The sequence below is a fragment of the Streptomyces viridochromogenes DSM 40736 genome (genome assembly GCF_000158955.1).
Taxonomy (GTDB): Bacteria; Actinomycetota; Actinomycetes; order Streptomycetales; family Streptomycetaceae; genus Streptomyces; species Streptomyces venetus.
Genome location: NZ_GG657757.1, coordinates 7,031,630 through 7,052,985, shown reverse-complemented (window position 1 = coordinate 7,052,985; position 21,356 = coordinate 7,031,630). Strand labels below are relative to the sequence as shown.

At 70.7% G+C, this 21,356-nt stretch carries 15 protein-coding genes and 2 CRISPR repeat arrays (1 of these 17 cut by a window edge); of the genes, 10 read left to right on the top strand and 5 right to left on the bottom strand.

Translation table 11 applies throughout. From position 1 onward, the window contains the following. Positions 1–68: 68 nt before the first annotated feature. Positions 69–1,112, bottom strand: coding sequence for a rhamnogalacturonan acetylesterase (locus SSQG_RS30900; RefSeq protein WP_039934003.1), 1,044 nt, complete (start codon positions 1,110–1,112; stop codon positions 69–71). Positions 1,113–1,302: 190 nt separating this feature from the next. Between SSQG_RS30900 and SSQG_RS30895 the strand changes: the two genes are divergently transcribed. Then, positions 1,303–2,964 carry a rhamnogalacturonan lyase B N-terminal domain-containing protein gene (locus SSQG_RS30895; RefSeq protein ID WP_003993876.1) on the top strand — a complete coding sequence of 554 codons (1,662 nt, stop codon included), beginning with the start codon at positions 1,303–1,305 and terminating at the stop codon, positions 2,962–2,964. 6 nt (positions 2,965–2,970) lie between these two features. Here the strand turns inward: SSQG_RS30895 and SSQG_RS30890 are convergent, their stop codons facing one another. The 4 genes from SSQG_RS30890 to SSQG_RS30870 form a co-directional block, all read right to left on the bottom strand. Continuing rightward, complete coding sequence (locus SSQG_RS30890; RefSeq protein WP_003993875.1) at positions 2,971–4,383, bottom strand: family 43 glycosylhydrolase; 1,413 nt, start codon at positions 4,381–4,383, stop codon at positions 2,971–2,973. Between the two features lies 1 nt (position 4,384). Continuing rightward, positions 4,385–5,482 (bottom strand): glycoside hydrolase family 43 protein, encoded by a 1,098-nt coding sequence (locus SSQG_RS30885; RefSeq protein ID WP_039934001.1) that lies wholly within the window; start codon positions 5,480–5,482, stop codon positions 4,385–4,387. A 137-nt stretch (positions 5,483–5,619) separates the two neighbouring features. Next, complete coding sequence (locus SSQG_RS30880) at positions 5,620–6,669, bottom strand: hypothetical protein (protein WP_003993873.1); 1,050 nt, start codon at positions 6,667–6,669, stop codon at positions 5,620–5,622. Between the two features lie 710 nt (positions 6,670–7,379). Then, on the bottom strand, positions 7,380–8,762 hold the full coding sequence (locus SSQG_RS30870; protein ID WP_003993871.1) for an amino acid permease: 1,383 nt from the start codon (positions 8,760–8,762) through the stop codon (positions 7,380–7,382). A gap of 133 nt (positions 8,763–8,895) precedes the next feature. Between SSQG_RS30870 and mmuM the strand changes: the two genes are divergently transcribed. From mmuM to cas2e, 9 genes are all read left to right on the top strand, one after another. Continuing rightward, complete coding sequence (mmuM, locus tag SSQG_RS30865) at positions 8,896–9,807, top strand: homocysteine S-methyltransferase (RefSeq protein ID WP_003993870.1); 912 nt, start codon at positions 8,896–8,898, stop codon at positions 9,805–9,807. Between the two features lie 96 nt (positions 9,808–9,903). After that, a CRISPR array of direct repeats spans positions 9,904–11,457; the repeat unit is 29 nt; unit sequence GGGACCATCCCCGCGGGTGCGGGGAGCAG. A 337-nt stretch (positions 11,458–11,794) separates the two neighbouring features. Then, entirely contained in the window at positions 11,795–14,602 is a 2,808-nt protein-coding gene (gene cas3, locus SSQG_RS30860) for a CRISPR-associated helicase Cas3' (protein WP_244299307.1), read from the top strand. Further along, positions 14,586–16,349 (top strand): type I-E CRISPR-associated protein Cse1/CasA, encoded by a 1,764-nt coding sequence (gene casA, locus SSQG_RS30855; protein ID WP_003993868.1) that lies wholly within the window; start codon positions 14,586–14,588, stop codon positions 16,347–16,349. The genes cas3 and casA overlap by 17 nt, the downstream gene beginning before the upstream one ends. Beyond that, complete coding sequence (casB, locus tag SSQG_RS30850; RefSeq protein WP_003993867.1) at positions 16,346–17,023, top strand: type I-E CRISPR-associated protein Cse2/CasB; 678 nt, start codon at positions 16,346–16,348, stop codon at positions 17,021–17,023. The genes casA and casB overlap by 4 nt, the downstream gene beginning before the upstream one ends. Further along, entirely contained in the window at positions 17,020–18,216 is a 1,197-nt protein-coding gene (gene cas7e, locus SSQG_RS30845; protein WP_003993866.1) for a type I-E CRISPR-associated protein Cas7/Cse4/CasC, read from the top strand. The genes casB and cas7e overlap by 4 nt, the downstream gene beginning before the upstream one ends. After that, positions 18,213–18,986 carry a type I-E CRISPR-associated protein Cas5/CasD gene (gene cas5e / locus SSQG_RS30840; protein WP_003993865.1) on the top strand — a complete coding sequence of 258 codons (774 nt, stop codon included), beginning with the start codon at positions 18,213–18,215 and terminating at the stop codon, positions 18,984–18,986. The genes cas7e and cas5e overlap by 4 nt, the downstream gene beginning before the upstream one ends. Beyond that, positions 18,986–19,774 carry a type I-E CRISPR-associated protein Cas6/Cse3/CasE gene (cas6e, locus tag SSQG_RS30835; RefSeq protein WP_003993864.1) on the top strand — a complete coding sequence of 263 codons (789 nt, stop codon included), beginning with the start codon at positions 18,986–18,988 and terminating at the stop codon, positions 19,772–19,774. The genes cas5e and cas6e overlap by 1 nt, the downstream gene beginning before the upstream one ends. Next, on the top strand, positions 19,771–20,739 hold the full coding sequence (cas1e, locus tag SSQG_RS30830) for a type I-E CRISPR-associated endonuclease Cas1e (RefSeq protein ID WP_003993863.1): 969 nt from the start codon (positions 19,771–19,773) through the stop codon (positions 20,737–20,739). Before cas6e ends, cas1e begins: the two co-directional genes overlap by 4 nt. Then, a complete protein-coding gene (gene cas2e / locus SSQG_RS30825; RefSeq protein ID WP_039933997.1) occupies positions 20,736–21,098 on the top strand; it encodes a type I-E CRISPR-associated endoribonuclease Cas2e in 363 nt (120 codons plus the stop codon). Before cas1e ends, cas2e begins: the two co-directional genes overlap by 4 nt. 93 nt (positions 21,099–21,191) lie before the next feature. Further along, a CRISPR array of direct repeats spans positions 21,192–21,356; the repeat unit is 29 nt; unit sequence CTGCTCCCCGCACCCGCGGGGATGGTCCC (it continues 657 nt past the right edge of the window).

The following is a 21,356-nucleotide window of genomic DNA, read 5'->3' as shown; positions in this document are numbered from 1 at the left end:
CGGTCGAAACGGCTGGACGGTAGGTGAGACCTGGAGCGCCCCGGTTCCGGTCGGGGCGCCCCAGGGGTTCATCTCACCCGCACCTTGCCCTTCGGCACCAGATGCAGGGTGACGAGTTCGTCGCGGACCAGGGCCGCGTAGGCCGTCGCACCGCGCACGGAGGTGTGCGTGTTGTCCCGCGCCTCGTTGTAGAGGTACAGCGCCTTGGAACCCTCGACGCCCAGGGATTCGACGAGTGCCTTCGTCTTCGCGGTGAGGTCGATGAGCGGGACGCCCTGCGCGGCGGCGACGGCGCGCGTGACCGCCGGGTGGTCGACGCCCAGCCCGTTGACCAGGAGCGCGGTTGCGTTGTTCAGCGTGCCGTCGGGGTTGAACCAGCGTCGCACGATGGGAGTGACAAGGACCGGCTGTCCGCCCCGCTCCCGGACTCCCGCCACCAGGGTCTCCAGGTTGGCCCGGTAGGTGGTCTCGTCCGTGGTCTTGTCGTTGTGGGCGAGCTGGACGAGGACCAGGTCGCCGGGGCGGATCAGGGGCCGTACGGTGGCCCACAGCTTCGGGTTCCCCAGATACGAGACCGTACTCTCGCCGGAATCGGCGTAGTTGGCGACGGAGACGCCCTCGCGCAGGTACTGGGGCAGTTGCTGGCCCCAGCCGGAGTACGGGTCGCCTGGCTGGTCGCAGACGGTGGAGTCGCCGATCAGGAAGATCTGGCGGGTGTGCCGGGCCGGGGTGACGCGGATGCCGGCGAGGGCGGGCGCTGAACCGCCGATCCGCAGGTCGAGGCCGGGGGTGCCGTCGGGGCCGGTGGGCTCGCCCTCGGGGGTGCGGACGTTCACGGTGAAGCTGCGGGTGAGGCGTTCACCGGCCGGGGCGGCCGTCTCGGGCAGCAGGGTGCGGCGGGTTTCGCCGCTGACGCTCGTGCTGGAGGCGGCCTCCCCTCCGAGGGTGACCCGCACGTCGTAGGTGCCCGGGGAGACGTCGAAGTGGCAGGCGCCGGCGGCGCAGTGCGCGAGGCCCGGCCTGCCGCTTCCCCCGCCCGCGTGGGCGGGCACGGCGGACAAGGCGGTGCTCAGCGTCACAGCCGCCAGCACGGCGATGTTGAAACGTCTCACTCGCGGCTCCTCCGTCACGGTGACAAGGCCTGGCGCTGGACCGTACCGCGTGCGGCAAGCGCTTCCTAGACTATCGCTCGATTTCACAGGAGTGCTTCGCCGGGAGCGCGAAAGGCCTTTCGCGAAATCGATTCAACTGTCACTCTCGCTCACACCCGCAGACCCCCCACCTCCTGAAGGAGACACCTCCATGTCCGGATCCGCGCGCAGACCGGTCGGCCGCCGCAGCTTCGTCCTCGGCGCGACCGCCGTCGCGGGCGCCGCCCTCACCGGCACGGCGCACGCCGCCGCCTTCGGCTGGTCCGACGACGGCTCGAACTACGTCGTCGACACCGGCGCCCAACTGGTCTTCAAGGTCAGCAAGTCCACCGGCGACCTGACCTCCCTGGTGTACCGGGGCACGGAGTACCAGGGCTACGGCGGCATGAACTCGCACATCGAGTCCGGCCTCGGCGCCTCCACCGTCGGCATCAGGCAGTCGGGTTCGACGATCCTCGTCTCCGTCACGCACGGCACGCTGAAGCACTACTACGCGGCCCGCAGCGGCGAGAACAACGTCTACCTGTGGACGAACAAGGCCGACGCGTCCGTCTCGGCGACCCGGTACATCGTGCGCGTGAAGAAGGGCGCGTTCCTCAACGACGAGCCCGACTCCTACACGTACGCGCCGACCACCATCGAGGCCTCGGACGTGTTCCGGAAGTCCGACGGGCAGACCCGCTCGAAGCACTACGCCAGGCGGCGTGTCATGGACTACGACTACGTCGGCTGGTCCTCCGGCGGCGTCGGCCTCTGGGTCGTGCGCAGCAACCACGAGAAGGCCTCCGGCGGCCCCTTCTACCGCTCCCTGCTGCGTCACCAGAGCGCGGACGGCGGTGGCCTGTACGAGATCCTCTACTACGGCCAGAACCAGACCGAGGCCCAGCGCTTCGGCCTCCAGGGTCCGTACGTCATCGCCTTCACGGACGGCGGGGCGCCCTCCTCGGCACTGTTTCCGGGCACGCTGACCACTCCGTGGGCCGACGGGCTGGGCATCTCCGGGTACGTGCCGGCGAGCGGCCGGGGCAAGGTGGCGGGCGTCGGCATCTCCGGGCGGGACACGGCGTACCCGTACACGGTGGGGCTGGCCAACGCGGGGGCGCAGTACTGGGGTTCGGCACGCTCCTCGGACGGCTTCTTCTCCATCCCCGGGGTCCTGCCGGGCTCGTACACGCTGACCGTCTTCAAGGGCGAGCTGGCGGTGTACACCACGTCGGTGGGTGTGACGGCGGGCGGGACGACCACGCTGAACACGATCGCCGTCCCCGCCTCGAACGACCCGTCCAACGCGAGCGCGATCTGGCGGATCGGTGACTGGAACGGCACACCGGGCGGGTTCAAGAACGCGGAGCTGATGACGTACGCGCATCCGTCCGATGCGCGGGCCGCGTCCTGGACGGGCAACGTCGTCATCGGCAACGGGGAGACGGCGGCCTTCCCCTGCTACCTCTGGAAGGACGTCAACAGCGGCATCCTGGTGTACTTCAAGCTGACCTCGGCCCAGGCGGCCGCCGCGCACACCCTGCGCATCGGGGTGACGACGGCGTACGCGAACGGCCGCCCCCAGGTCACCGTCAACGACACCTGGACGTCCGCGATCCCCTCCCCGCCCACCCAGCCGAACACCCGGTCGCTGACCAACGGTTCGTACCGGGGCAACAACCACACGTTCACGTACAGCGTTCCGGCGTTCGCCTGGAAGACGGACGCGAGTCAGTACAACGTGCTCAGGATCGACGTGGTGAGCGGTTCGGGGACGACCGGCTACCTCAGTGCGGGCACGGCGATCGACGCGATCGACCTGCTCGCCTGATCTCGGTCAGGTACCGCGCGTCCACTGCTGGTTGGTTCCTCCGTTGCACGTGTACGTGATCAGGGCGGCGGAGTTGGCGGTGGACGCGCCGTTCACGTCCAGGCACTCGCCGGTGGCGCGCGACTTGACGTTCACGTACGAGCCGGTGGTGGTCAGCGACCACTGCTGGCTGGTCGCGGAGGCGTCGCAGTTCTCCTGCGTGACCGTGCTCGCGTTCTCCTGGACGCACAGGGAGCTGTTGCGGACCATCAGCTGGTAGGAGCCGCTTCCGGCGGACTTGAACCAGTACTTCTGGTTGACGCCGCCGTTGCAGTCGTACTGCTTGAGCTGGGCACCGGCCCAGAGCGACTGGCTCGTCACGTCCGCGCACTTGGAGGAGTGACGGGCGATCAGGGTGTTGTACGTGGCGCCGGTGCCGGAGACGGTTCCGGCCGCCGTGTCGACGGTGACCTCCGGCGACCAGGACATGGACATCGTGGTCGAGTTGGAGAACGTCAGCGGCAGCCAGACGTACCGGGAGTCGTTGACGGTCCCGCCGAAGGAGTTGCCCCAGCGGTCGCCCAGGTAGAGGTACGAGGTGCCCGAGGTGCCCTGCACGGGCAGGACGAACGCGGTCTGCGAGCCGTAGGCCGTGGAGTCGCCGATGTTCTTCATGGCGGACCAGGGGCCGGCGAGGTTGGTGGCGGTGGCGTACTGCTGCTGGTTGGGGTTCCAGCCGGTGGCGCCCGAGGTCAGCATGAAGTACACGCCGTTCCGCTTGAACAGGGCCGGTGCCTCGCGGTGGCCGCCGGGCCAGGGGTTGGCGACCAGGCTCGCTATGCCGGTGTAGTCGGCGGTGAGGCGGTAGATCTGGAGGTCGTAGTTCTCGCGGGCGGCGGAGATCATGTACCCGGCGCCGTCGGTGTCGACGAAGACGGTGATGTCCCGGGACATGTGCTGGCCGAGTGGCCGGAAGCTGCCCTTCCAGGTGTAGTCGCCGTCGACGGTGTCGGAGACGGCGACGGCGGCGCGGGCCTCGCTGTAGTCGGCGCCGTTCTCCTTGTGCATCCACATCACGAACTTGCCGGTGGCCGCGTTGTACATGACCTTGGGCCGCTCGATGTTGGCGGTGGCGAGCTCCGGGTCACTGGCCTCGGTCAGGACGTGGTTGCGGAACTCCCAGTTCTTCAGGTCGGTCGAGCGGTAGGCGTCGACGTACCGGAAGGTGTTGTCGGCGTTGCGGTGCTCGCCGAACCAGTAGTAGTACGAGCCGACCTTGAGGACTCCGCCGCCGTGCGCGTGGACGGGGCTGCCCGAGGTGTCCGTGAACTGGGTGCCGTTGGTGACGGTCTGGGACGCGGCCTGGGCGGGTCCGGCGGTGGCGAGTGCGCCGAACAGCCCCAGACACAGGGCGAGGAGAAGCGCGTACGCACGTCTCATCTCATGCCCCCGCCTTCGCGGTGTCGGCGACCGGGATGCCGAAGTCGGGGGTGCCGTCCGGCTTCCAGCCGAGCCTCTGGACGCGGGTGTGGCGGTTGGGGTCGTTCAGCGGGTCGCCGTTGATCTCCTTGTACTGGCGGGCGTGGTAGACGAGGACGTCGGTGCGGCCGTCCTCGGCGACCGTGAAGCAGTTGTGGCCGGGGCCGTACTGCTTGGTGGTGTCGTTGCTGGTGAAGACCGGGGTCGGCGACTTGGACCAGCTCATGGGGTCCAGGAGGTGGCTGTCGGCGTCGGCGGTCAGCAGGCCCATGCAGTAGTTGAAGTCGGTGGCGCTGGCCGAGTACGTCATGAACAGGCGGCCGTTGCGCTGCAGCACGTACGGCCCCTCGTTGACCTTGAAACCGATGCACTCCCAGTCGTACTCCGGGGTGGAGAGCCGCACCTGAGGGCCCTTCAGGGTCCAGGGGTTCGCCATCTCGGACAGGAAGATGCCGGTGTTGTTGTCCAGGCCGGGCTCGTGCTGCGCCCAGGCGAGGTGATCCCGACTACCTCTTCGCCCGCCTCCTGCACCAGGCGTGGTCTCCCAGGCCGTCTTCACCTGCCCCCGCTCCACCCAGGTGCCCTTGAAGGGGTCGGGGTGGGCGTTCTCCAGCACCCATATGCGGATCGCCCAGACGTCCTCGGCGGGCGCGGAGGCGAAGTAGATGTACCACTTGCCGCCGATGCGGTGCAGTTCGGGCGCCCAGATGTGCGCGCCCATGGGGCCGGTGGCGTGGGCGCGCCAGATGACGGACTCGGCGGCGGTGCCGAGTCCGTTCAGGGTGCGGGAGCGGCGCAGGATGATGCGGTCGTACTCGGGGGCGGTGGCGGTGAAGTAGTAGAAGCCGTCCTTGTGCCGGTTGACGTGCGGGTCGGCCCGGTTGCGGACGAGCGGGTTCACGTAGGGGGCGGCCTGCTTCGGGGACCTGGCGAGCTCGGAAGCCTGGGCCACGGCGGGGACGGCGGGAACGGCGGCGAGGGCACCGGCGGCTGCGGCGCCCTTCAGCAGCAGCCTGCGGCTGGGGGGTTCGGGCAGAGCGGGGTCGCGGTCGCGGCTCATGGGGAGGGGCCTGCCTCTCACTGGGGACACACGGCGTTGTCTGGTATGTCGAACACCATCTGTCATTACGAACGCCGAAAAGGTAAGGGTGTGTCACGGGGAGGTCAACGGGTCTGACGGGACGAAGGCGGCGGGATCTAGAAGGGGCGGCGGTACGGGTAGGCGTTCACCCGGTCGTAGATCGCGCGCAGCCACGGCTCACGGACGGCGGGCAGCCGGGCCAGTGCGGCGAGGAGAATGCGCGAGTCGGGCCGGAACAGGCTGTGCGACCGTGGCGGCGGGGGCTCGTCACGCAGGATGTCACCGCTCAGGGGCAGGGGCGACCGCTCGGCGTGGAAGGCCAGGTGGAGCCACACGTCGGCGGCCAGCGGCACGGCATGGGCGATGCCGGGCGGTGGTTGCCACGTCTCTCCGGTGCCCGGGTGGCGTGGGACCAGCGCGATGTCCGGGGCGGGGCCCGGGGGTGACAGACCGGGTCCGGCGAGGGCCGCCATCTTCCGCTGCGCGCCCTCGGCCGGCAGCAGGATGTCGAGGGCGCGGCCGAAGGTCTCGGCAAGGAGACCTTCGGGGACGTCCACGGGGACGCCCTCCGACGCGGCCAGCAGGTGGGCGAGCGCCACGCCGACGGCCGCCTCCCAGCGGGGATCCCACCATCCACCCGGCTCGACGGGCGGGATGGCCTCGCTCTCCCGCGTCAGTGCCTCCCAGTCGGCGGGGCGGGCGGAGCCGTCGGTGGTGAGGGGCTGTACCGCCTCCGGGGCGAGCCACACGGTCTGCCAGAACGTGCAGTCGTCGACCCGGGTCGCCACCGCCCGCCCGCACCGCGCACAGGCCAGATTGGGGCCGTCCCTGCCGTCCAGCCCGAGGCAGTAACCGTCGCACCGCTCGGGGATCAGGACGGTGCCGCGCACATCGCCCGGCGCGACGACGACCGCCCCGGGGGCCCCGAAGGACAGGGCGGGCACCGGCGCGAACACGCCCCGGGCCGCCGCCCCCTCCGCCCCGACCTCGCTCCAGAGCCGCCAGGGCGGTCCGAAGGGCTCGGGGTCGACGGCGTAGGTGCCGGACTCCATCAGGGCGGGGAGCAGTTCGTGTCCGTACCGCTGGTGGGCATGGGCGGGCAGCGCCACCCGCGACACCGGCACCGTCAACTCGGCACCGCACCGCGCGCACCCGAACACGATCACGCTCCCGCCCCCGCTCCCGAACTCCCCCTGATCAAGGGGATTATGGCGACGCGGCGACGGACCGCCAATCGCTTTTGCGGTCGGCTGCCTCCGTCAGGCGCTCTTGGCGTCGAACGTCCAGATGTACGGCTCGCCGTCGACCGAGTCCTCGGCCCAGTGGACCCGGTCTTGGCGGCCTCCGCCTCGGTGCTCAGGTCGACCTTCCGCGCCAGGATCTCGTAGGTGACCTCGCCGGGGTCCTCGTCGACCTTGCCCATGCCCCTCTCCCCCTCCTCCATCTCGCCGCCGGACGCCGGCGAAGGCGTCGGAGTGCTCCTGGCCTTCTGACCGGCCGGCTTCGCGTCGCGGACGGAACAGCCGGGATCACGGGGGACTCGGGACGCACGACTCGGCGTACGCCGCCGGCGAGAGCCCTGGCTGTTTCCGCGGCGGCGGTGGGACGGGTGCGTCGGGCGGAGCGGACCGCGACAGGCAGGCCGGTGGCGGGTCCGCACGCGGCGGACCGCAGGGGGCGGCCCACGGTGTCTTTCGGCCACGGTGTACGGGCGGGGCCGAATGCGGATGATCTTGAGTCACGCGCAAGTGCGCTGTCAAACACAGGTAAAGGAGAGAACTGCCGGGACAGCCGCCACACCCGAACCGGGCGCCGCACCACACGAGTTCACGCCGTGACCGAAAGAGGGCGACTAGCTTGTTTCGGCGCCGTGACGCTAGTCCGACGCCTCCGCCCTGTCCTTGCGTCCGCGCAGCCACACGTACACCGGGATCCCCGCGAACAGGAACAGCACGCCCTGGTAGACGGCCGCGTAACCGGCGCCCGCGATCAGCCAGAAGGAGAAGGCGAAGGAGACGGACGCGACGATCAGGTCGCGGACGAGGCCCGCCGGGCGGACTCGGTCGCGGGTGCCGCGGGCCAGCCAGTACAGCTGGGCGGCGGCCGACAGCAGGTACGGCACGCAGCCCGTGAACGTGGTGATCAGGACGAGGACGCGGAACGTGGTGTCCGGGCCCGCCGTGTAGTTGAGGGCGATGAGGAGCGTGCCGAGGACGGCGCAGGCCCAGACGCCGAAGCCGGGGACGCCTCCCTTGCCGACCCGGGCGAACGGCGCCGGGAAGAGGCCGTCACGGGCGGCGGCGTACGGCATCTGCGCGGCCATCAGGATCCAGCCGTTGAGGCATCCGGTGATCGAGGCGACCGCGACCAGGGCAATCGCGGTGCCGCCCCAGCCGCCGCCGGTGATCGTGTTCACCGCGTCGGCGAACGGGGCGCCCGAGTCGACGAGCCGATCGTGCGGGACCAGGCCGAACACGGCGACCGTGCCGAGGATGTAGACCAGGGCCGAGGCCAGCGTGCCGAGGACACTCGCCCGGCCGACCGTGCGCTCCGGGTCGCGGACCTCGCCCGCGCTGACCGCGGCCGACTCGACGCCGAGGAAGCTGTACAGCAGCAGCGCGGCGGAGGCGGCCAGCGCGCCGGAGACGCTCTGGCCGGAGGCGTTGAACGGGCCGAAGTTGTCCACGTCGACGAAGAACAGGCCGATGGTGGCGAGCAGGAGCAGCGGGACGAACTTCAGGACGGTGGAGACGACCTGCACCGCACCGACCCACCGGGTGCCCGCGAAGTTCGCGGCGGCGGGCAGCCACAGGGCGGCCAACGCGACGGCGGCCTGGAGGACATGGTTGCCGTGCAGCGGTATCAGCACGTCGACGTAGCCGACCACCGCGACGGCCAGGGCGGCGATGCTGACCCAGCACATCGTCCAGTACGACCATGCCGACAGGAACCCGGCGAACTCGCCGAAGGCGTCCCGCGGGTAGACGTACAGCCCGCCGGTGACCGGGCTGCGCCGTGCCAGCCTGCCGAAGAGCAGCGCGAGTCCGACCGCGCCGACCGAGAGCACGACGAAGGCGAGCAGGCTGACCGTGCCGTACGGGGCGACGGTGGCGGGCAGGGCGAAGATGCCGCCGCCGATGATGTTGCCCATGACGAGGGCCGTGGCGGCGGCGAGGCCGAAGGTACGGCGGGGAGCGGGCGCGGGGGCCGGGGCCGGCTCGGCGGGTTCGGCGGCCTCGGTGGGGGTGGGGACGGTCATGGGCGTTCCTGGTGCAAGCGGAGGGGGGGGAGGCCATGATCGTAACCCGCCATCCCACATGCTGGGCGACCTGTTCATGTAATGGACACAATCGGCTGGGGTCCGCCGCCGGATCTGGACTACCGTCGTCCGCATGACCAGCACCATCACCCTCGCCGAAGCCCTCGCCGCCGGGACCGTCGTCCTCGACGGCGGCATGTCCAACCAGCTCGAGTCCGCCGGGCACGACCTGAGCGACGAGCTGTGGTCGGCGCGGCTGCTCGCCGAACAGCCGGAGGCCGTCACCGAAGCGCACCTGGCCTACTTCCGGGCGGGCGCGGACGTCGCGATCACGGCCAGCTACCAGGCCACGTTCGAGGGCTTCGGCAAGCGCGGCATCAACCCCGGCCGGGCGGCCGAACTCATGGCGCTGAGCGTCGAGTCGGCCCGGGAAGCCGCCGGGCAGGCAGGTGTCTCCCGCCCCCTGTGGGTGGCGGCCTCGGTCGGCCCGTACGGGGCGATGCTCGCGGACGGCTCGGAGTACCGGGGCCGCTACGGGCTGACGGTGGACGAGCTGGAACGCTTCCACCGCCCACGGATGGAGGCGCTGGCCGCCGCCCGCCCCGACGTCCTCGCCCTGGAGACGGTCCCCGACGCCGAGGAGGCCGCGGCCCTGCTGCGGGCGGTGCGCGGACTCGGGGTGCCTGCCTGGCTGACGTACTCCATCGCCGGCGGCAGCACCCGCGCCGGGCAGCCACTGGAGGAGGCCTTCGCCCTGGCCGCCGACGTGGACGAGGTGATCGCGGTGGGCGTCAACTGCTGCGCGCCCGAGGACGTGGACGGTGCCGCCGCCACGGCGGCGCGGGTCACCGGCAAGCCGGTCGTCATCTACCCCAACAGCGGCGAGACCTGGAACGCCGAGGCCCGCGCCTGGACCGGCCGCTCCACCTTCACCCCCGACCAGGTGAAGGGCTGGCAGCAGGCCGGGGCCCGGCTGATCGGCGGCTGCTGCCGGGTGGGCCCGGAGGCGATCTCGGGGATCGCGGGGACGCTGGGGGCGGCGTAGCCGGAACCCCTGCCCCGGTCCGCGTCCCCCTACCCCCTAGCCTCTACCCCCGCTCTCCCGCCACCGCCGCGACCGCCATGGACCGCCACCCTTGCTGGAACCATCCCCGTGGGTGCGGGGAGCAGCGCATGGCGCGGGTGGCGTCGGTGGCGTCGTAGGGACCATCCCCGCGGGTGCGGGGAGCAGAGCGGCGGCGCACCGCGTTCGGTCAGCTTGCGGGGACCATCCCCGCGGGTGCGGGGAGCAGGACACCGCCAGGCTGTTGCCCTTCGCCCCCAGGGGACCATCCCCGCGGGTGCGGGGAGCAGATCTCACCCGACCAGGAGCGGGACCTGAAGTGGGGACCATCCCCGCGGGCGCGGGGAGCAGGTGCTTGGGCAGCAGCCCGAGGACGTCGAGGAGGGACCATCCCCGCGGGTGCGGGGAGCAGCGGACCGGCCCGGACGGCGGGCTCTTCTGCCCGGGACCATCCCCGCGGGTGCGGGGAGCAGTCTGCAGCCTCGCCACCGTGCCGCCCGAGCTGAGGACCATCCCCGCGGGTGCGGGGAGCAGCTGGAGACCGACGGGCCGGGCCAGGGCGGCGTGGGACCATCCCCGCGGGTGCGGGGAGCAGACGTTGGCCGTGTTGCCCTCGATCGTGTACACGGGACCATCCCCGCGGGTGCGGGGAGCAGGCCGCGGGCCGTCTGGGCGAGCAGCCGACGCAGGGACCATCCCCGCGGGTGCGGGGAGCAGGTCGGCACGGGCGCGACCGGCGTGAACGAGCTGGGACCATCCCCGCGGGTGCGGGGAGCAGTTCTGCTTCGCCTTCAGGCCGCGGATCAGACCGGGACCATCCCCGCGGGTGCGGGGAGCAGGCCTGGGCGCGGGTCACGCCGGAGCCGTGGCCGGGACCATCCCCGCGGGTGCGGGGAGCAGTTCGCCGTCGTCAGCGCGGCCGCAACGTTGATGGGACCATCCCCGCGGGTGCGGGGAGCAGGACCCCTTGCGCCCGAAGAACGCCAAGATCTGGGGACCATCCCCGCGGGTGCGGGGAGCAGAAGTGCGCTGAGGCCCTGGCTCTGCGGAAGGCGGGACCATCCCCGCGGGTGCGGGGAGCAGCGGAGCCCGATGGCGCCGATAACCGGGCCACGGGGACCATCCCCGCGGGTGCGGGGAGCAGATCACGGGAGCGACCACCGCCAAGCGCGAGCTGGGACCATCCCCGCGGGTGCGGGGAGCAGCAGTCGCACCGGGGGTGCCGCTGGAAGCCCTTGGGACCATCCCCGCGGGTGCGGGGAGCAGCCGATCGTCCTGATGGGCGCCCCGAGATAGATGGGACCATCCCCGCGGGTGCGGGGAGCAGGTGGATTCGTTGTCGCCCCAGTGCACGGTGGCGGGACCATCCCCGCGGGTGCGGGGAGCAGGGCCCTGCCCGGAAGATGATCAAGGTTCTGGGGGGACCATCCCCGCGGGTGCGGGGAGCAGGTCCTGGCCGATCTCGCGATGGAGCAGCCGAAGGGACCATCCCCGCGGGTGCGGGGAGCAGTGGGACGTCATCCTCAAGCCCATTTTTCAGGCGGGACCATCCCCGCGGGTGCGGGGAGCAGCCAAGTACCCCGGCTCGGCGATGGAGTCCAACGGGACCATCCCCGCGGGTGCGGGGAGCAGACTGTCTGGCCTGGGGGTTTATTGCCACCAAGACGCACTTTCACCAACTTTTGCAGATTTCGGCAAATGCGACACATGGCGACATCTAGACTCGCAGGTGCTTCTAATCGGCTCGCGGGCGAGCCAATCATCGTACGTCTCACGAGTGCTGTCTTCCTGCAGATTCTTCCATTTGCTTGTTTTGGCGTGTGGAGCCGGATTTTCCCTGTATCAATCACTCATGAGCGTTGGGGGGAGGGCTCGTTCCGATCTGTTGCCTCGGCTCGGGGAGCCGGCTCGGTCGGTGTGGGCCAAGCATGACCGTGACACCGATGGTTGGCTGCCGTTGTGGCGGCACATGGAGGACAGTGCCGCGGTAGCCGGCCTGTTGTGGGACCGGTGGCTGCCCGTAGGGGTACGGCGGCTGGTGGCCGAGGGCTTGCCCCAGGGCGAATCGGACGCACGTGCCCTCGCCGTATGGCTCGCCGGTGTGCACGACATCGGCAAGGCCACACCGGCGTTCGCCTGCCAGGTCGATCAGCTCGCCGACACCATGCGCGACCAAGGGCTGGAGATGCGCTCGGCGAGAGCGATGGGGCCGGACCGCCGGATCGCGCCACACGGTCTGGCCGGACAGGTACTGCTGGGTGAGTGGCTGGAGGAACGACACGGGTGGGCGCCTGCTCGGACCGGGCAGTTCACGGTCGCTGTGGGGGGACATCATGGTGTGCCGCCCGAACACGGCCAGATCAAGGCCCTGTACGAGCATGAGGAGTTGCTGCGCACTCCTGGTGCGAGCAACCGGGTCTGGCGGCAAGTGCAGACCGAACTGCTCGACGCCTGCGCCGAGCGTTTCGGGGTGGCGGCACTGCTGGGGAGCTGGCGGGCGGTCAGGCTGCCGCAGCCGGTGCAGGTGCTGCTCACCGCGCTGGTCATCGTCTCAGACTGGGTCGCGAGCAATCCGGACCTCTTTCCGTACTTTCCCGACGGTGCCTCCCACAATGACCAGGAGCGACTTGCTGCGGCCTGGCAGGAACTGGACCTGCCGGACCCCTGGCGGGCCGAAGAGGCGGGCCCAAGCGCTCAGGAGCTGTTCGCCTCCCGGTTCGAACTGCCGCCAGGAGCGGAGATACGTCCTGTCCAGGAAGCGGCCGTGACACTCGCCCGGGAGACGGAGACGCCAGGGCTGTTGATCGTCGAGGCGCCGATGGGCGAGGGGAAGACGGAGGCGGCGCTCGCCGTGGCCGAGATCTTCGCGGCGCGCTCGGGTGCAGGGGGAGTGTTCTTCGCCCTGCCCACGATGGCCACCGGCAACGCCATGTTCCCCCGCCTCCTCGAATGGCTGCACCGATTGCCAGGCGTGGCGGGATCTCGCCGCTCGGTGCACCTGGCCCATTCCAAAGCCGCTCTCAACGAGGACTTCGTCGACCTGATGGGCCGCGCAGGACGGGTCGTGTCCGTCGGTGTCGATGACGCGGCACCCACGTCTCGACAGCAGCGCGACGGACAGCACCGCGCGGGTGCCGAACTCGTGGCGCATGCCTGGCTGCGTGGCCGCAAGAAGGCCATGCTGGCCTCGTTCGTCGCGGGCACCATCGACCAGTTGCTGTTCGCCGGGTTGAAGAGCAGGCACCTGGCGCTGCGTCATCTTGCCGTGGCAGGGAAGGTCGTCGTCATCGACGAGGCGCACGCCTACGACACCTACATGAGCGTGTACCTGGACCGAGTGCTCTCCTGGCTGGGTGCGTACAGGGTCCCGGTGGTGGTGCTGTCCGCGACCCTGCCGGCCGCACGCAGGCGTGAACTCGTCGCGGCGTACTCCGGCCGGGCCGATGCGGTCGCCCTTGAGGACACGACTCCATCGGACGCGTACCCGCTGCTGACCGCAGTCGCACCGGGCGGAGCCCCGCTGGTCCGCCGTCCGCAGGCGTCGGCGCGATCGACGGAGGTACGGGTCGAGCGGCTCGCCGACGACCTGGACGTCCTCGCCGACCGGTTGGAGAGCGAACTGGCCGACGGCGGGTGCGTCCTGGTGATCCGGAACACGGTCAGACGGGTGCTCGAAACCGCTCGTGCGCTGCGCGACAGGTTCGGCGCCGAGAACGTGACCGTCGCCCACTCGTGCTTCGTCGATCTCGACCGGGCGGACAAGGACAGCACCCTGCTCCGTCTCTTCGGGCCTCCGGAAAAGACGGACGACAGGCCCACGGGCCGGCACATCGTGGTGGCCAGCCAGGTCGCCGAGCAGTCCCTGGACGTCGACTTCGATCTGCTGGTCAGCGACCTGTGCCCTGTCGATCTGCTCCTGCAGCGCACGGGCCGCCTGCACCGCCACCAGCGTGGACAGGACCAAAAGGAGCGGCCCGCGCCCTTGCGGACGGCGCGCTGCCTGGTGACGGGAGCCGACTGGACAGCGGACGTGCCCGCCCCGGTACAGGGGTCGGTCGCCGTGTACGGGCGGCACACCTTGCTGCGGTCGGCCGCGGTGCTCCTCCCCCACCTCGACGGCGGGGCCCGGCGACCGGTACGACTCCCGGCGGACATCAGCCCGCTCGTGCAACGAGCGTACGGAGAAGGTTCGGTCGGGCCTGAACACTGGCAGGACGTGATGAAGGAGGCACGCGAGCAGTTCGAGCGACAGCTCGAGGACCAGGCTGAGCGCGCCGCCGTGTTCCGTCTGGGAGACGTCGGCAAACCGGGGCGGCCGCTGTTCGGCTGGGTCGCCGCCGGGGTGGGTGACACGGACGACACTCCCACCGGGCGTGTCCAGGTCCGCGACAGCCGGGACAGCCTGGAAGTCGTCGTCGTGCAGCGGCGCGGTGACGGAAGCCTCGCCACCTTGCCGTGGCTCATGCCGGACCGCGGGAAGCGACAGCGCGCCGGCATCGAACTGCCGCAGGACGCGACGCCGACTCGGTTCGCGGCTCGTACGGCCGCAAGCTGCGGACTGCGGCTTCCCCTCCAGTTCTCCGGGGAGATCATGGACCGGGCCATCGAGGAGCTGGAGCAGCTGTACCTGCCCAAGTGGCAGGGCAAGGACTGCCCTTGGCTCTCCGACCAGTTGATTCTCGCTCTCGACGAGGATTGTCAGACCCGCCTGGCAGGATTCTCGCTCCGGTACTGCCCTGAAGACGGCCTCGAGGTGACCCGTGACGCAGACGACTGATTCCACTGGCGCCGGTGCGGACGGGGCGTTGTCCTTCGATCTGACCAGTCGGCCGTGGGTCCAGGTGCTACGGAGTGACGGCTCTCAGGACGAGTTGTCGCTACGTCAGATCTTCGCCCGCGCTGGCGAGTTACGACGGGTCACGAGCGATCTGGCCACTCAGGAATTCGCCTTGATCCGTCTCTTCTTGGCCGTCGCGCACGACGCCCTGGACGGGCCCAAGGACATCGAGGAGTGGGCGGAGCTGTGGGAGGACCCCGACTGCTTCACCCCTGTCCAGGCGTATCTGGGGGAGCACCGCGAGCGGTTCGACCTCTTCCACCCGGTCACGCCGTTTCTCCAGACCGCAGGGCTGCGCACGGCGAGGGACGAGGTCTTCTCCCTCAACCGGATCGTGGCCGACGTGCCCGCCGGGGAACCGTTCTTCAGCGCACGGATGCCGGGCGTGGAACGGTTGACCCCCGCCGAAGCCGCCCGCTGGGTCGTCCACGTCCATGCTTTCGACACCTCCGGTATCAAGACCGGGATGACCGGCGACGACCGGGCCAAGGGCGGCAAGGTCTACCCGCTCGGCACCGGCTGGGCGGGCGGGCTGGGCGGCGTCTTCGTGGAGGGCGAAACACTGCGTGAGACCCTGCTGCTCAACCTGGTGGCAGCGGATACCGAAGGGCTCGAGTTCTCCCCCGGCGACCGGCCGGCCTGGCGCCGTGAGCCTTGCGGGCCCGGTTCCGACGGGCGTTCCACGACCGGTCTCCGTGACCTGTACACCTGGCAGTCACGCCGGGTGCGGCTGCACTACGACGCGGACGGCGTCCACGGTGTCGTCCTCGGCTACGGCGATCCGCTCGCCTGGCGGAACATGCACCGCAGTGAGCCGATGACTCCCTGGCGGCGCAGCCCAGCGCAGGAGAAGAAGCTAGGGCGGTCACCCGTGTACCTGCCACTGGAACACGATCCGGCCCGCTCGGCCTGGCGGGGTATCGCCGCCCTCCTCGCAGACCGGCTGGAGGAAACCGGCGGCGCTGAGGCACCCTCGCGTCTGCGCCCGCGAATCCTCGAGTGGGTGGCCCGGCTGGTGGCCGAAGGGCTTTTCCCGCGCCGTTTCCTCGTCCGTGCCCGCGTGGCAGGCGTCCGGTACGGGACCCAGCAGTCCGTGATCGACGAGGTTGTCGACGACCGCCTGGTGATGCCGATCATCCTGCTTCACAGGCAGGACCCCACGTATGCCCACCAGGCCATCGCCGCGGCCGAGGATGCCGACCGGGCCGTACGAGCCCTGGGGGACCTCGCCTCTGACCTGGCCCGAGCGACGGGAGCCGAGCAGGAGGGGGCGAAGTCCGCGGCCCGTGTCGAGGGATTCGACGCGCTGGACCAGCCGTACCGCGGCTGGCTGTCCGCCATGGCGGAGGCTCCCGATCCCTTCGAGTACCGGCAGACGTGGCAGCGGCAGGTGCGCGAGGTGGTGGGGCGTCTCGGTGACCGTCTCGTCGACGCCGCGGGTGATGCGGCCTGGGAGGGACGGGCCCACACCGACAACAAGGGCGGCACGCACTGGCTGAACGCGGGCCTCGCCGACGTGTGGTTCCGGCGGCGGCTGGCCAGGGCGCTGGGCGACCCCGGTCATCCGGGCTCTGCGAGCAGCGGCGGAGGTGCCACCGCACCGGCGGACGACGGCCCGCCTGGGCCGAGTCCCACCGGACCGCCGGACACCGATCACGCCGAGACCGCGCCGGAGGTGCACGTATGACCACCGCATCCACACCAGCCCCGCCCACTCCAGTCCCGGTTCACCGGCGGGTCGCGGACCTCGCCGCCGCACACATCGGCTCCTGGCAAGAGTGCTACCTCAAGGACAGGTCTTCGGCGGTCGCGGCTCTCGCCCGCCTGCGTCGCGGCGCGGGCCGCGAGGCCGGCGAGACGCCCGACCTTTGGAGTCTGATCGACACCGATCCACTGCACACCGCGGCCGAGGGGACGCGGCCGCTGAGCGAGCCGGAGCTGGTCCGTGCCGAGAACGGGCTGCACGCGGCCCTCACCCTGTGGGCGTTCCATCAGCAGTCCCGCGGCGTCCCCATGCACCGCCGGCACACCCGTGAGCGGCCGGGTGGCCTGGGCGCGGCGGTCCGGCAACTGATGCCGATCGACGGCATCGACGAACCCGTCCGCAAACGTCTGGTCCGCGCGGGTACCGCCCCCGACCTCGTCACCCTCACGCTACGGCTGCGCGACATCGTCGCCCTGCTGCGCCGCGACGACATCCCGCTCGACTACGCGCTCCTCACCGGCCAGCTCTACCTCTGGCAGTGGCCCGACGGGCCCGCCGCCGTCCGCCGCCGGTGGGGCCGCTCCTTCCACGAGCAGCGGCGCCGGCCGGCCACCGACGAGAACACCACCCCGGACACCGACAAGGACGCCTCGTGAACCGCATCTTCCTGGACGTGCACGCCCTGCAGACCGTTCCGCCCAGCAACCTCAACCGGGACGACACCGGCGCGCCCAAGACGGCCGTCTACGGCGGTGTCCCCCGCGCCCGTGTCTCCAGCCAGGCGTGGAAGCGGGCCATCCGCACCTACTTCAGGGATGAGCACTTGCTCGATCCCGCCGAGCTGGGCGTGCGGACCAAGAAGGTCGTGGAGCTCCTGGCCGACCGGATCACCGGGCTCGACGCATCCGTCGACCGTGAGACGGCACTGAAACTCGCCGACGAGACGGTCAAGGCCGCGGGCTTCAAGACCGAGGTCCCCAAACGGAAGGCCGACCAGGCGAAGAAGGACGGGGGCGCCGCACCCGCTCCCGAAAGCAAGTACCTGGTCTTCCTCAGCTCCCGGCAACTCGACGGTCTGGCCCGCCTCGCCCTCGACGGTGCCGCCGACATCACGGCGTTCTTGAAGACCAAGGAGAACAAGGCCCGGGCCAAGGAGCTCGCGGACACCCGTCACTCCGTGGACATCGCTCTCTTCGGCCGGATGGTCGCCGACATCGCCGACATCAACGTCGATGCCGCCGTGCAGGTCGCACACGCCCTCAGCGTCCACCGGGTCGACAACGAGTCCGACTACTACACGGCCGTCGACGACGAGAACACCGAGGAGGAGACCGGCGCCGGAATGATCGGCACCGTCGACTTCAACTCCGCGACCCTCTACCGCTACGCCGCCCTCGGCGTGCACCAGCTCGCCGCCAACCTCGGCCAAGGCCTGCGCGACGACGAACCACGCACCGAACCGGTACGCCGCGCAGTCGAGGCGTTCGTGCAGGCCTTCGTCTCCTCTCTGCCCACCGGGAAGATCAACACCTTCGGGCACCACACTGAGCCCGACGCCGTCGTCGTCAAGCTCCGCACCACCCGGCCGATCAGTTGCGTCGCCGCCTTCGAGGACCCGGTCCGCAGCGACGGCGGCGGGCACCTGCGCGAAGCCGCCGACCGGCTCGCCGCCTACGCCTCCGACGTCGAACGCGCCTACGGCGATCCCGAGACCACCCTCACCTGGGTACTGCGCGTCGGCCCCGCCACGCAGAAGCTCGCCGAGCTCGGCACCGAGACCGGCACGCTGCGCGAACTCGCCACAGCTGTCGGCCAGGCCGTCGCGGAGCGCATGGAGAAGCCCGTATGAGCCGCACCGGCGTGCTCGTCCTTCGCCTGGCAGGCCCCCTGCAGTCGTGGGGGGCTTCCTCCCGCTTCACCCGCCGCACCACCGAATCGGCGCCGACCAAGAGCGGCGTCGTCGGCCTGCTCGCCGCGGCGGCCGGCGTCGAACGCGGCGACGACACAGCTCTCGCCCCGCTGGCGGCACTCCGGTTCGGCGTCCGTATCGACCAACCCGGCACCCGTATCCGGGACTTCCACACCGCCCATCACGGCGTCAGCGGCGTGTCCATGCCGTTGTCCGAACGGTTCTACCTCGCCGACGCCGTCTTCGTCGCCGCCGTCGAAGGCGACCAGACCCTGCTCACCGGCCTGCGCGATGCTCTGCTCGCCCCGGCATACCCGCCGTACCTCGGCCGGCGTTCATGCCCGCCCTCCGAACCGGTGGATCTCGGACTGCACGAGGATGCCCGCCTCGAAGACGTACTGACGAGCGTGCCCTGGCAGGCCTCCACCTGGTACCGCAGGCGCCACCGGACCCCGCAGACGCTGACCGTGCTGCGCGAGACGGCCACCGACGAGCCCGCCGCAGGGGCGGACGTCCTGCGCGACCAGCCGGTGAGCTTCGACGCCGCCCACCGGCAGCACGCGCTGCGCACCGTCGTCACCGTCCCCGTGGCCACTCCGATCCCGTCGGGCGGCGGCAACCCACAGGACGACGCACACGATCCGTTCGCCGCCCTCAACGCCCTTGATGGCCTTGACGGCCTTGACGGCCTGGAGGATGAGAGCGCCTGATGTTCATCTCCCGATTCCGCGTCAACACCGCACGGCCCGGCGCCCGCCGCCTCCTGTCCTCACCTCAGGCCATGCACGCGGCGGTCATGTCGTCCTTCCCTCACCTCCTGCCCTCCGACACCCCGGAGCCCGACGCCCCGCGAGTGCTGTGGCGTCTGGACCAGCGGGCCCGCGCCGAGGTACTGCTGTACATCGTCAGCCCCGACCGTCCCGACCTGACGCATTTGGTCGAGCAGGCCGGATGGCCCGCCGCCGCGGGCCCCGAGAACCCCGGCTGGCAGACCCGGCCTTACGCCCCGCTCCTCGACCGGCTGGCCGCCGGCGATCGCTGGGCCTTCCGCTTGACTGCGAACCCCGTGCACACCGTCCGCCGCAAGGAGGGCGAGCCTCGCAAGCTCACCGCTCACCTCACGCCCGTTCACCAGATGGGCTGGCTACTCGACGAGGAACGTCAGAAGCGCCTCGGTTTCCGCATCTGCGAGAAACCGGCGGACCGACGGCTCCTTCCCGAGGGCACCACCCACCACAACCGCCCCCACCCCGGGGACCGTTACCAGTTGGCCGTACAGGACACACGGTCCCTCTCCTTCGGCAAGTCCCATGGTTCCGGCGGACGTCGGGACAAGCCGGTCACGATCGTCACCGCCACCTTCGAAGGGCAGCTGGAGGTCACCGACCCCGACGCCCTGCGCCGCGCCCTCACTCAGGGCATCGGCCGGGCCCGCGGCTACGGCTGCGGCCTCCTCACCCTGGCACCCCCTGCCCAGTCCGCCCGGCGGACACCGTGAGCACGGTCTCCCAGCGCCGGGCACTCACTCCCCGGCAGCTCACCCGCGCCGACGAGCGCCTCTCCTTCGTCTACCTGGAACGCTGCACGGTCCATCGCGACGCGAACGCCATCACGGCCCAGGACGCGGAGGGCACCACCCACATCCCCTCGGCGACCATCGGCACGCTTCTCCTCGGCCCCGGAACCCGCGTCACCCACCAGGCCATGAGCGTCCTGGGCGAGACCGGTGCGGCAGTCTGCTGGGTCGGTGAACACGGCGTGCGTTATTACGCTTCCGGCCGCGCACTCAGTCGCTCCTCCGCCCTCATGGAGGCCCAGGCACGGCAGTGGGCCAACCCGCGCAGCCGCCTCGCCGTGGCCCGCGAGATGTACCGGCTGCGTTTCCCGGACGAGGATCCGGCCGGGCTGACCCGGCAGGAGCTCCTCGGCCGTGAGGGAAGGCGGGTCAAGGACTGCTACCGAGCCGAGGCCGCCCGCACCGGCGTCCCTTGGCGGGGCCGCCGCTATGTTCCCGGCGACTTCACCAGCGGTGACGCCGTCAACCAGGCCGTCACGGCCGCCGCCCAGTGCATGTACGGCATCGCCCATGCCGTCGTCACCTCCTTGGGATGCAGCCCCGCCCTCGGTTTCATCCACTCCGGCCACGAACTGTCTTTCGTCCTGGATGTGGCCGACCTCTACAAGACGGAGATCGGCATCCCGCTCGCCTTCGACGTGGCCGCTCAGGACGAGGAGGACGTCGGCCCCCGCACTCGCCGTGCACTGCGGGACCGCATCAACGAAACCTCCCTACTGAACAGGTGCGTCGACGACATCAAACACCTCCTCCTGCCGGAGACGACCGGATCCTCCGACCCCGGTGACGACCGGGATGTGGTCACGCTCCAGAGCGACCACGGCCACCAGGTCGCCTCCGGCGTCAACCATGACGGGCCCGAGGACTACGGAGACGAGCTCTGGTGACCGTTATCGTCCTCACCAACTGCCCGGCCGGACTACGCGGCTTCCTCACACGCTGGCTGCTTGAGATCTCCGCCGGCGTATTCGTGGGAAGTCCCTCGGCCCGGATCCGCGACGTGCTCTGGGAGGAGGTCCAGCAGTACGCGGGGCAGGGCCGCGCTCTGCTGGCCCACACCACGAACAACGAGCAGGGCTTCACCTTCCGCACCCACGACCACGCCTGGCACCCGACCGACCACGAGGGCGTCACGTTGATCCACCGCCCCGACCCGAACGCTCCCGCTTCCGGCAAGGCCCCAAGGAACGGGCCACCATCCGGCTGGAGCAAGGCCGCCAAACGCCGCCGCTTCGGGAGGGGTTGATGCACATCGATGCACCTATGACCCATTTGCCGGGTTCAATGAAAGTACTCAGAAATGGCGCCCGTCACCAGTAAAGCCGCAGGTCACCCAGTCCTGCTCCCCGCACCCGCGGGGATGGTCCCGGGGGCCGGCCGTAGCGGGCGGGGGTGTACTGCTGCTCCCCGCACCCGCGGGGATGGTCCCCAGACGACAGCGAACGCCGAACCGAACAGCAGCTGCTCCCCGCACCCGCGGGGATGGTCCCCACAAGCATTTCGA

Bases quoted from the DNA above. Each gene is read 5' to 3' on its own strand.
- SSQG_RS30895 (WP_003993876.1), top strand. From the start codon at position 1,303: ATGTCCGGATCCGCGCGCAGACCGGTCGGCCGCCGCAGCTTCGTCCTC.
- SSQG_RS30890 (WP_003993875.1), bottom strand. From the start codon at position 4,383: ATGAGACGTGCGTACGCGCTTCTCCTCGCCCTGTGTCTGGGGCTGTTC.
- SSQG_RS30885 (WP_039934001.1), bottom strand. From the start codon at position 5,482: ATGAGCCGCGACCGCGACCCCGCTCTGCCCGAACCCCCCAGCCGCAGG.
- SSQG_RS30870 (WP_003993871.1), bottom strand. From the start codon at position 8,762: ATGACCGTCCCCACCCCCACCGAGGCCGCCGAACCCGCCGAGCCGGCC.
- mmuM (WP_003993870.1), top strand. From the start codon at position 8,896: ATGACCAGCACCATCACCCTCGCCGAAGCCCTCGCCGCCGGGACCGTC.
- cas3 (WP_244299307.1), top strand. From the start codon at position 11,795: ATGGAGGACAGTGCCGCGGTAGCCGGCCTGTTGTGGGACCGGTGGCTG.
- casB (WP_003993867.1), top strand. From the start codon at position 16,346: ATGACCACCGCATCCACACCAGCCCCGCCCACTCCAGTCCCGGTTCAC.
- cas5e (WP_003993865.1), top strand. From the start codon at position 18,213: ATGAGCCGCACCGGCGTGCTCGTCCTTCGCCTGGCAGGCCCCCTGCAG.
- cas6e (WP_003993864.1), top strand. From the start codon at position 18,986: ATGTTCATCTCCCGATTCCGCGTCAACACCGCACGGCCCGGCGCCCGC.